The sequence below is a fragment of the Albimonas sp. genome, from assembly GCF_055129145.1.
The window spans coordinates 22094-32529 of the sequence record NZ_JBSRTQ010000033.1; the positions used below are offsets into that span (position 1 = coordinate 22094).

Here is a 10436-nt window from a genome sequence, read left to right on the forward strand (position 1 = left end):
CGTCATGTGGACCGCGCGGTGGGGCGCGGAGGCGACGGGGGGCGACATGCCGGTCAAGATCATCGTGAAGGGCTATCTCAACGGTTGGGCCGGGATGGACGACTCCAGACCCGACCAATGGGGCGGGGAGTGGGCGCTGGCGCCGTTCCTCGGCGGCGAGGCGGTCAAGACCGGCCGCCGCAAGCTGGTGATCCGCGACGACGCCGCCGACATGCGCGTCGTTCTGAAGGGGACGTTCCTCTACGACGCCGCGGGCGAGGCGACCCAGGGCCGGATCAAGAAGATCTCCTGGAGCTTCGGCGACATCGGCGCGATCCAGACCTGGGCCGGCCTCGACTGGGATGTCGGCCGCTTCATCAAGGTGCTGGAGAAGGCCGAAGACAACCACGACGCCTTCTACGGATTCCTCAACGGCAACCGCCTCGTCTACCGGATGCAGCCGGGCGCGGGCGCGGTGGTCGGCTCCGACGGAAACGAAGTCTTCATCGGCTCGCGCGGCGACGACGTGGTCCACGCGATGGGCGGGCGCGACGTGATCAAGGGCGGCGCCGGCGATGACGCGCTGTTCGGCGAGGGGGGCGCCGACAAGCTGCGCGGCGGCGCGGGCGACGACAGCCTGGTCGGCGGCGACGGCGCCGACCGGCTCTGGGCCGGCCCGTCGGGGACCGAGGGCGACGTGCTCGAGGGCGGGGACGGGTCCGACCGGCTATGGGGCGGCGACGGCGACGACCTGCTGCTGGGCGGGGACGACGACGGCTCGGACATGATGTGGGGCGGGGCGGGCGACGATGTCCTGCGCGTCGGGGGCGGCGACAACGTCCTTCATGGCGGCGACGGCGACGACTTTCTCCAGGTCGGCGGCGGGGCGGACAGCGTCTATGGCGACGCCGGCGACGACGAGGTCTACGCCCATGGCGGCGGCGACGATCATATCGATGGCGGCGACGGCGACGACTACCTCCGCGCCAACGAGGACGTGGCGACCGACGACACGCTGATCGGCGGCGCGGGCGACGACCGGCTGCACGGTTATGGCGGCGACGACCGGCTCGACGGCGGGGCAGGGGCCGACACGCTCAACGGCGGCGACGGGCGCGACACCCTGCAGGGCGGGGCGGGGACGGACTGGATCTACGGCGACGCCGACGCGGCGGCGCGCGATGTGTTCGACTATTCCGGCGCCGATGAGGGCGCGGACCGGACCGATTTCGACATCGTGCTGACCGCCTCCGAGTCCGGCTTCTACGACGGCTTCGGCCCCTACACGAACACGTTCTCGGCCACGGTGGGCGACACGCTGATGATCGCGCGCGGCTCCAGCGTTCATGCGGTGATCGCCGACGACCTCAGCTTGCCGGACGACGACTGGCTGGCGCTGCATCTCGAAGTGCGCGACGCCTCCGATCAGGTGACCGGCCGGCTGCAGGTCGAGGCCGCCGTGCCTTTCGACGCGCAGGAATACGCCGTGGCGCGGGACGCGGCGATCGACGCGGTGGAGGACGCGATGGCGGCCAACATCGTCTACGTCGATCTCTGATCCCGACCGCGGGGAGGGGGCGCTGGACGCGGCGCGGGGATTCGATAGGCTCCGCGCGCCATGACCGATTTCCCCTCCCCCGCTCTCGCGCCCTCGCTTCACGATTTCGACCGCCTCGCGGCCGAGGCTTTCGCGGCGTTGCCTGACTGGGTGGGCCAGGCGGCCGGCCGGATCGCGGTGCGGGTGGAGGATTTCGCCTCCGACGCCGTGCTGGCCGATCTGGGCATCGAGGATCCGTTCGAGCTGACCGGGCTCTATGACGGCGTGCCCCTGACCGCGCGCGGGGCGGACGACCTCCCCGGCCCTCCCGACGCCATCTACCTGTTCAGACGTGCGATCCTGGAGGAGTGGATCGACCGCGGCGACGTGGGGCTGGGCGCACTGGTCGCCCATGTGCTGGTGCACGAGCTTGCGCATCACTTCGGCTGGTCGGACGACGACATCGCAGCGATCGACCCTTGGTGGGAATAGGGCGGCTCAGCCTAGGGGCGTCAGCCGCGCGCGGCGCGAGGCGGTCCGCTCCAGCCCCAGCTGGCGTTCCCGCCAGATGATCAGGATCCCCCCGGCGGAAACCAGCGCGGTGCCGGCCAGCACCAGCAGGGTCGGGGCCTCGCCGAACACGAACCAGCCCACCGCTGCCGCGAGCAGCATCGAGGCGTATTCGAAGGGCGCGATCACCCCCGCCTCGGCGTAGCGATAGGCCGAGGTCAGCATGATCTGCCCGATCCCCCCCGCCAGTCCCCCGGTGGTGAGCAGCAGCAGCTGCCAGGGCGCGGGCATGATCCAGCCGAAGGGGAGGGTGAGGAGCGCGAGCACGGTGCTCGAGGCGGTGAACCAGAACACGATGGCGGCCGTGGTCTCGACCTTCGAGAGGCCCCGCACCTGGGTCTGCGCCAGGCCCATCATCAGCGCCGAGCCCAGCGCGATCAGCGCGCCGATGGCATGGGCCGCGCCGTCCGGGGTCTCGGCCCCGCCCAGCGTGGTGAGGCGGGGGGCCATCACCAGCAGCACGCCGGCGAATCCGATCCCCACCGCGGTCATGCGGTAGAGGCGGATGCGCTCCCCCAGCAGGAAGGCGGCGAACAGGGTGATGAAGAGCGGCGCCGCGTAGGTGATCGCGACCACCTCGGTCAGCGGCAGCAGCGACAGGGCCACGAACATCATCGACATCGCGCCGGTTCCGGCGAGCGAGCGCAGGGCGTGGCCGAAGGGACGCTTGGTCGCCAGCGCGCCCGGGAAATCGCCGCGGATCACCAGCCAGATCAGGATCGGCGGCAGGGCGAGCAGGGAGCGGAAGAACACCACTTCGCCCGGAGGCACCGACCCGTCCAGCGCCTTCACCGAGGCCGACAGCCCCATGATCACCGCCACCGAGGCGATTTTCAGCGCGATGCCGGTGAGCGGGTTCGGCTCGGACGCCGCATCGGGCGTCGGGGCAGCCGTTGCGTCAGCCGTTTCGGTGGCCTTGGTCTCAGTCATGATCGGTCAGGGCTCCTTACGGATCGCAGGCTATTCCGGGGCCGGCGCGGGGTCGAGGCCGCGGGGGGCCGCTTCCCGCGGCCGCGGCGTTTTGGCCGGAGCCGCGCCGCTCCCGCCGGGCGCCTTCTCCGGCCCCGCCCGGCGTCCCCGTTCGCCGCCGCGGCGGGCGTGACCGGGCCGACGGGCGCGCGGGGCGTCGCCGCGGCTCCCGTCCCCGCCTTCCGCGCGCCGCGGCCCGCCCCTCCCCCGTGCGAAAAGGCCGGTGGCGCCCGGGCCTCGCCCGCGTTATCCAAACCGCACCGCGCGAAGGAGGCGCCCGCCCGTGACCGTCAAGCCCCACCCCATGATCGTGCCGCAGCCCGGCATCCTCGACATCTCCGCCTATGTCGGGGGCGAAAGCGCCGTGCCCGGCGCCAACCGGGTCATCAAGCTCTCGTCCAACGAGAACCCGCACGGCCCCTCGCCCAAGGCGATCGAGGCGATGACCGGGGCGCTCGGCAAGCTCGCCGCCTATCCCGACGGCGGCCACGCCGCGCTGCGCCGGACCATCGGCGAGGTGCAGGGCCTCGACCCGGCGCGCATTCTCTGCGGCAACGGCTCGGACGAATGCCTCGCCCTCGTCGCCCAGGCCTATGCCGGGCCGGGGGACGAGGTGATCCACACCGAGCACGGGTTCGGCCTCTACAAGATCAACGCCCAGATGGTCGGCGCGACGCCGGTCTGCGTGGGCGAGACCGATCTGACCACCGACGTGGACAAGATCCTCGCCGCCTGCACCGACCGCACCCGGATCGTCTACCTTGCGAATCCCAACAACCCCACCGGCACGCTGGCGGGGCGGGCGGCGCTGGAACGGCTCGCCGACGGGCTGCCGCCGCGCGCGCTGCTGGTGATCGACGGGGCCTACGCCGAGTTCGTGCGCGACGCGGATTTCGACGCCGGGATCTCGCTCGCCAAAACCCGCGACAACGTCATCGTCACCCGCACCTGGTCCAAGATCCACGGGCTCGCCGCGCTGCGCATCGGCTGGATGTACGGACCCGACCACGTGATCGACGTGCTCAACCGCTTCCGCCCGCCGTTCAACCTCAACGCCCTGGCGCTGGCGGCGGGCGAGGCCGCGATGCGCGACGTGGATTATGCCGAGCGGTGCTCGGTGCTCAACGAGGTCTGGCGCGACTGGCTCGCCAAGCGGCTGGCCGAGGCGGGGGCGCCCTGCACGCCGTCGCACGCCAATTTCCTGCTGGCCGATTTCGGCACGGCGGCGCGGGCCGAGGCGGCGGACGTCTTTCTCAAGTCCCGCGGGCTGATCGTGCGGCGCACCGCGTCCTACGGGCTGCCGTCGCGGCTCAGGATCTCGATCGGGGACGAGGAGGGCTGCCGCGCGGTCGCCGCCGCCGTCGCCGACTTCATGGCCGGGCCGGGGAAGGGGGCATGACCGATCAGGTCCCCGCCGCCGCCGCCCCCGTCTCCACGCCCGCCGCCCCGATCTACGAGCGCGTGGCCCTGATCGGCATGGGGCTGATCGGCGGCTCGTTCAGCCTCGCCGCCAAGCGCGCGGGTCTCATCGGCCACGTCGCCGGCCACGCCCGGACCCGCGCCACGATGGAACGGGCGCTGGAGCTCGGGCTTTGCGACAGCATCCACGACAGCGCGGCCGAGGCCGCCGCCGACGCCGACCTGGTGCTGCTTTGCGTGCCGATGCGCGCCATGGCGCCGGTGGCCGAGGAGATCGCCCACGTCCTCAAGCCCGGCGCCACCATCTCCGACGTCGGCTCCGCCAAGGGCGCGGTGTTCGAGGCGGTCGCCCCCTACATCCCCGAAGGCGTGCACCTGATCCCCGGCCATCCGCTGGCCGGCACCGAGCATTCCGGCCCCGATGCAGGCTTCGCCGAGCTCTTCGAAAACCGCTGGGTGATCCTGACCCCGAACGCCGAGACCGATCCGGACGCGCTCGCCCGCCTGCGCGCGGTGTGGGAGGGCTGCGGGGCCAATGTCGACGAGATGGATCCGGCCCATCATGATCTGGTGCTCGCCGTCACCTCGCACGTGCCCCATGCCATCGCTTACACGATGGTCGGCGTCGCCGACGACATGCGCCGGGTGACGCAATCCGAGGTCATCAAGTATTCCGCCGCGGGGTTCCGCGATTTCACCCGGATCGCCGCGTCGGATCCGACCATGTGGCGCGACGTGTTCTTGACCAACAAGGACGCGACGCTGGAGATCCTCGGCCGCTTCACGGAGGAGCTCTTCGCCCTGCAGCGCGCCATCCGCATCGGCGACGGCGACCACCTGCACGCCTATTTCACCCGCACGCGGGCGATCCGGCGCGGGATCATTCAGGCCGGGCAGGACACTTCGGCTCCCGATTTCGGGCGCACGCCCGCGAAGTCCGGGGCGAAGAGGAATTGAGCCCAGCCGCCGCCCGGTTCGCGGCGCTTCTGGCCGCCGCCCTGCTGGCGGGGCCGGCGCTTGCCGCCGTCGGGTCGGCCGCGCCGCCGCCGCCCCGCCCGGCGGCGGATCCGCGGGCCGTGACGCCGCCCGCGACGGCAGAGCGACCCGGCCCGCAGGGGAAGGCGGGAGAGACCGTGCCGGAGGTCGGGGTCGCCGCCCCTCCGGTCGACCCTGGACAGCATGGCGAGGACGGGCCCGACCCTTCGGCGGCGCGCGCGCCCGTCGCCCCCGTTTCGCCTTCCACGCCGGCCATTCCGGACCCGCCCGGCGCGCCCGACGCCCGGCCCGACGCCCGGCCTGTCGCCCCGCCGAAGCTGCGCGCGACCCAGGCCGAACAGGGCCCGCGGCCGCCCGCGCCCCGCGCCTCCGCCTCCGGCATGCCGGCCATCGCGCCGCCCGCGCGCCCGGCGCCGCCGCCGAAGCGCGGAACGCCGCCGCCGCAGATCGCCTTTGTCGCCCCCGGCCCGCAATCCACGCCGGTGCGGCTGCCGCCCGACCCGCGCTATTCCGACAAGGGCCTGTGCGGCGACTGGCGGCTGAAGGGCGAGATCGTTCCCGCGGTCGAAGGCCCCGGCATCTGCGGCATCCCGCAGCCGGTGCGGATTTCGGAGGTGCTGGGCGTCCGGCTCGACCCGCCTTCGGTGATGAACTGCCGCGCGGCGCGCACGCTGGCCTCGTGGATGGAGCTCGGCCCGATCCGCATGGCGCCCCGCGCGCTCGGCGCCAAGCTCGCGGCGCTGCGCATCGCGGGGACCTACAGCTGCCGGTCGCGCAATTGGGTCGCCGGGGCCAGGCTGTCGGAGCATTCGGTGGGCAACGCCATCGACATCCGCGCCTTCCAGCTCTCGGACGGACGCGAGATCTCGCCGCTGCGCGGCTGGCGCAAGGGCCAGGCCGGGGCGTTCATGCTGCAGGCCTGGCGGGCGGCCTGCGGGCCGTTCGGCACCGTGCTCGGCCCCGACAGCGACGAGCATCATCGCGATCACCTGCATCTCGACATCGCCGCCCGGCCCGGCGGCGCCTACTGCAAGTAGGGCGACGGGCGCGGCCGGTCCCGCGCGATCCCTTCGGTCAGGCCCCGAGACGGCGCCGGCGGCGCGATCGCGCCGCGCGGCGGCTCAGAACCGCGGCGCGGCGCCCAGCGGGATCGGGCCCAGATACATCCGCCCCCTCGCGAAGCGCAGCGGCGCCTCCAGCCCCTTGCCGTCGGAGGTGAGGTTGGACATCAGCGACAGCCCCGCCTCCATCGCGCCGGCGAGATCGGCCGGCACCGCGCCGGCGGCCACCGCCGCCTCCAGCACCCGGCGCCAGTCGGCGGCGCGCAGGTCGATGGAACCGGAGGGCACGCCCGCCTCGTCGACCTCGAGCCTTCCCGACCCGTCGAGGCTCAGCGGACCCCAGCGCAGCTGGCTCGCGCGCAGGACGATGGTTTCGGGGCGCATATCGCCCGCCTCCACCGCCGCGAGGTTCAGCGGCCGACGCAGAACCGCGGTGGCGTCGAGGCGCAGCGTCTCCAGCGTCCGCGGCAGATCGGCGGCGAGCCGCTCGCCCAGCAGCGCGCGCCAGGCGTCGGGCGGGCGCAGGCCCTTCAGTTCCAGCACCCCGTCATAGGCGTTGGCGCGGCCGCGCACCTCCTCCGAATCGCGGATCGAGAGCTGGCCGTCGTCGAGCCCCGCCGACCAGCCCAAAGCCGAGGTCAGCTCCAGCGCCCGCGTCTTGAGGATGCCGCGATGCAGGGCGAGCGTGGTGTTCGGCGCGAAATCGGCCGAGGCGCGCAGCTCCTCGGCATGGGCCTCCACCGTCTCGCCGGGGACCGACAGGCGATGGGTTCCGGGCCAGTCGGCGATGACCTTGTTGGGGGTGTAGGCCAGCATGTAGGTGCGGAATTCGGGCGCGGACCAGGCCCAGCCGGCGGAAGGGTCGGCGAGCGTGAGCCCGGTGGCGGTCATGTCGAAGCGATTGGGGAAGCCGGAGACGTGGATCTCCGCCTCCGCCGCCCAGCCCGCGGCGCGACGCTCGGCCAGCCAGTTCTCCAGGGCGGTCTGCTGGGCGGTGGCGCCGACCCACCACCAGGCGCCCCAGGCCGCCACCACGACGACCAGCGCGCCGATGATCAATGATGCGATCCGCATGGTCCCGTCTCCCCGTGGTGCGCGCCCCGGCCCGCTCTCGCGCCGAAGCCTCCGGCGCGATATAGCGGCCACGAGGCGGGGTTGCGACCCGGGTGCGGCCGGATGATGTCGAAGCGGGGGACGGGAGGCGGATATGTCAGGGTTGGACGATCGGGACGGGACGGCGGCCCTATGGGTGTTCGGCTACGGCTCGCTGCTCTGGAATCCTGGTTTTCCCTTCGTCGAGACCCGGCCGGGGCGGCTTCCCGGCTATCGTCGGGCGTTCTGCCTGCGCTCGATCCGCTACCGGGGCACGCCGCAGGCGCCGGGGCTGGTGCTGGCGCTGGACCCTGCGCCGGACGCGGCCTGTCGGGGGCTGTTGTTCCGGGTGGCGCCGGGAGCGGAGGCGGAGACGCGCGCCTACCTGACCCATCGCGAGATGTCGAACCTCAGCTATCACGAGGTGATGGCGCGGGTGGAACTGGACGGGGCCGACCCGACGGACGCGGCCGAGGATCGGGCGGTCGATGCCCTTTGCTATGTGATGAACGTGAGCCACGAGAATTACGCGCCGATGGACATGGAGGCGCAGGCGCGCATCATCGCCTCCGCCGTCGGGCCGGCGGGGCCGAACCGCGACTATCTGCACAACACCGTGGCGCATCTGCGCGCGCTGGGCCTGCCGGACCCGGAGCTGGAAAGGCTGGACCGGATGGTGCGCGCGATGCAGGCTCCGACCGCGCCCGACGAACCGGGGCGCGCGAGGGAGGAGTGAGCCGCATGATCGTCGTCGCCGGATATATCGACATCGAACCCGCCGGCATGGACGCGGCCGAGCCGCTGGTCGCGAGCGTGCTGGCCGAGACGCGGGCCGAGCCGGGCTGCGTGCTCTACGTCATCAGCCGCTCGGTCGACGTGCCGGGCCGCCTGCATATCCATGAGGAATGGGAGAGCCTCGAGGCGCTGGCCGCCCATGGCAAGGCCGCGCATCTTGCGGCGTTCCGCGAAGGCCTGGGCAAGCTGGGGGTGCTGGGCCGCAACGTCTGGCGGCGCGAGGCGGGGGACGCCGTCGCGCTCTGACCCCGGCGGTTTTGCTGATCCCGAGGGGGGCCGCGCGACGGCCCTCGCGCTTGCGTCCCCGTTCCGCCCGCGCGGCGGGGGAACGGGGGCGCCTGGCCCGGACGTCTCCGGGCGCCGGCGCGGCGCGCGGCGGGGGCGGGGGCGGGGGCGGGGTCAGAGGCGGGAGAGCAGGTCGGTTTTCTTCGCCTGGAACTCGTCCTCGGAAAGGATCCCCTTGTCTCGCAGCTCGGCGAGCTTCCCGATCATCGAGAACAGCTCGTCGGTGCTCATTCCGCCGCGGGTCTGGCCCTGCGGAGCCTCGGACGGCTCATGGAACTGCGGCCGGGTCTGCCGCGGCTCGGGCGGCGGCGCGAAGGCGAGCGGGGATTCGGCCGGGGACCACGGCTCGGGCGCGGGCGGCGGCGGCGGGGCCATGTCGCGCCCGCCGGCGTCGACCATCGGCAGGTCCGCCACCCGCACCACGCCGAACTGGCTGGAGAAGGTCAGCGACTGGTCATGGCCCTGCTGCTGGGAGAACCCCCAGACCTCGTGATCGCCCAGATCGTAGACCGTGACCTGCCCGCCCAGCCGGATCGCCAGCCGGCGCGCCTGCGGGAACACCGCGTAGCTCATGTCGTTCTGGGAGCCGGTGGAGGACGGCTGGCCGAGCGCCTGCGGCCACCAGGTGTTCCAGCCGCCCTGCTGCTGACCGCCGGAGACGAAGAGGCTGGAATTCCCGCCCTGGGACTGGCCCCCGCCCTGCGACTGGCTCTGCCGGCTCATCGCGGGGGGCGGCGGCGCGGGGGCGTAGATCTGCGACGCGCGCAGGTGGTTGGCGCATTCGGCGCACATCCGGTCGACGGTCCATTTCAGACCGTTGTTGAACATGTCGCCGATCATGATCATGCCGCCCTGGGACCACTGGCCCATGCCGCCGAGCTCGGGATGCGAGAACTGCGCCTGGGTCAGGCCGCCGTTGTTCACCGCGCCGAGCAGGGTGAGCACGGCGTCCTGGCTGACGCCGTAGCGGGCCGACATGTCGGCGACGATGCGCCGTCCGTCGTCGGTGAGAAGGGTCATGTCGCGGCTTTCCCGGGCTACGTCCGGCGCGTGCCGGATCCTTTGACGCCGGGCCGTAGCACGGACTCGGGGTCTCGCGAAACCGTCGCAGGGGAAGGGTGGCGGGGGCGGGAGGCGATCGGGGGCGGCGGTCGGGGGGGATTGTCTCGATTCGAGCCGGTTTTGGGCGGCTTCGCAGGGGCGGACGCGGCGAAAGGCGGGGTGAGGGGCGGTCCGGCCGCGCGAGGGGCGTGCCAGGCGAAACCCGGCCATGCGCGGACCGGGCCGGGCGCGGGCGGGCCGCCGGGCGGGGAATCGGCGCGACCTAGTCGCGGGCGAGCCTCTCCAACCCCTCGTCCAGCGCCGCCAGGGCCGCGCGGCCGGCCGCCGAGCCGCTGCGCGCCACCGCCCGCAGCGCCAGGGTGCGCTCCAGCTCCGGGCGCCGCTCCAGACCCGGCGCGGTATGGGCGACCCCCTCCAGCGCGCGGCTCAGCGCCAGGGCGGGCAGCGAGGCGTAGTCGGCCTCCCCCGTCTCCACCATCCGCAGGCAATCGGCGTCGGTGGCGGGCGTGAGCCGCGCGGCCCGCGGCGGGGCGAGGCCAAGCGCGGCGAGGTCGACATCGGGGCGTCCCGCCGCCCTGCACACCCGCGCGCCCGGCGGCGGGGCGGCGTCGGCGGGCATCGCGCCGGCGCGGGCGAACCAGATCATGCGCAGGGTGGCGAGCGGGCGCGAG

11 protein-coding genes are annotated in these 10436 nt (G+C 73.3%); 7 read left to right on the top strand and 4 right to left on the bottom strand.

Annotated elements, in window-relative coordinates:
- The first annotated feature begins 46 nt into the window (after positions 1–46).
- Positions 47–1537 carry a calcium-binding protein gene (locus tag ACTB72_RS07800; RefSeq protein ID WP_463036418.1) on the top strand — a complete coding sequence of 497 codons (1491 nt, stop codon included), beginning with the start codon at positions 47–49 and terminating at the stop codon, positions 1535–1537.
- A 60-nt stretch (positions 1538–1597) separates the two neighbouring features.
- Positions 1598–2008, top strand: a complete 411-nt coding sequence (locus tag ACTB72_RS07805) for a metallopeptidase family protein (protein WP_463036419.1) — start codon at positions 1598–1600, stop codon at positions 2006–2008.
- A 6-nt stretch (positions 2009–2014) separates the two neighbouring features.
- Here the strand turns inward: ACTB72_RS07805 and ACTB72_RS07810 are convergent, their stop codons facing one another.
- Positions 2015–3016, bottom strand: coding sequence for a DMT family transporter (locus tag ACTB72_RS07810; RefSeq protein ID WP_463036420.1), 1002 nt, complete (start codon positions 3014–3016; stop codon positions 2015–2017).
- A gap of 343 nt (positions 3017–3359) precedes the next feature.
- On the opposite strand from ACTB72_RS07810, the gene hisC reads away from it, so the two are divergent.
- From hisC to ACTB72_RS07825, 3 genes are read left to right on the top strand one after another with little or no spacing between them, the layout of a single operon-like run.
- On the top strand, positions 3360–4454 hold the full coding sequence (gene hisC, locus ACTB72_RS07815) for a histidinol-phosphate transaminase (RefSeq protein WP_463036429.1): 1095 nt from the start codon (positions 3360–3362) through the stop codon (positions 4452–4454).
- A complete protein-coding gene (locus ACTB72_RS07820; protein WP_463036421.1) occupies positions 4451–5431 on the top strand; it encodes a prephenate/arogenate dehydrogenase family protein in 981 nt (326 codons plus the stop codon). The genes hisC and ACTB72_RS07820 overlap by 4 nt, the downstream gene beginning before the upstream one ends.
- Entirely contained in the window at positions 5428–6507 is a 1080-nt protein-coding gene (locus tag ACTB72_RS07825; RefSeq protein ID WP_463036422.1) for an extensin family protein, read from the top strand. The genes ACTB72_RS07820 and ACTB72_RS07825 overlap by 4 nt, the downstream gene beginning before the upstream one ends.
- Positions 6508–6591: 84 nt before the next feature.
- On the opposite strand, the gene ACTB72_RS07830 is transcribed toward ACTB72_RS07825, so the two are convergent.
- Entirely contained in the window at positions 6592–7605 is a 1014-nt protein-coding gene (locus ACTB72_RS07830) for a DUF2125 domain-containing protein (protein ID WP_463036423.1), read from the bottom strand.
- A gap of 133 nt (positions 7606–7738) precedes the next feature.
- On the opposite strand from ACTB72_RS07830, the gene ACTB72_RS07835 reads away from it, so the two are divergent.
- On the top strand, positions 7739–8359 hold the full coding sequence (locus ACTB72_RS07835) for a gamma-glutamylcyclotransferase (protein ID WP_463036424.1): 621 nt from the start codon (positions 7739–7741) through the stop codon (positions 8357–8359).
- A gap of 5 nt (positions 8360–8364) precedes the next feature.
- Entirely contained in the window at positions 8365–8664 is a 300-nt protein-coding gene (locus ACTB72_RS07840) for a putative quinol monooxygenase (protein WP_463036425.1), read from the top strand.
- A gap of 153 nt (positions 8665–8817) precedes the next feature.
- Here ACTB72_RS07840 and ACTB72_RS07845 read toward each other — a convergent pair whose 3' ends face one another.
- Both ACTB72_RS07845 and ACTB72_RS07850 read right to left on the bottom strand, forming a co-directional pair.
- Positions 8818–9723 carry an SHOCT domain-containing protein gene (locus ACTB72_RS07845; protein ID WP_463036426.1) on the bottom strand — a complete coding sequence of 302 codons (906 nt, stop codon included), beginning with the start codon at positions 9721–9723 and terminating at the stop codon, positions 8818–8820.
- Between the two features lie 304 nt (positions 9724–10027).
- Positions 10028–10436 (bottom strand): hypothetical protein (locus ACTB72_RS07850; RefSeq protein WP_463036427.1); only part of this gene is annotated, 409 nt, incomplete at its 5' end.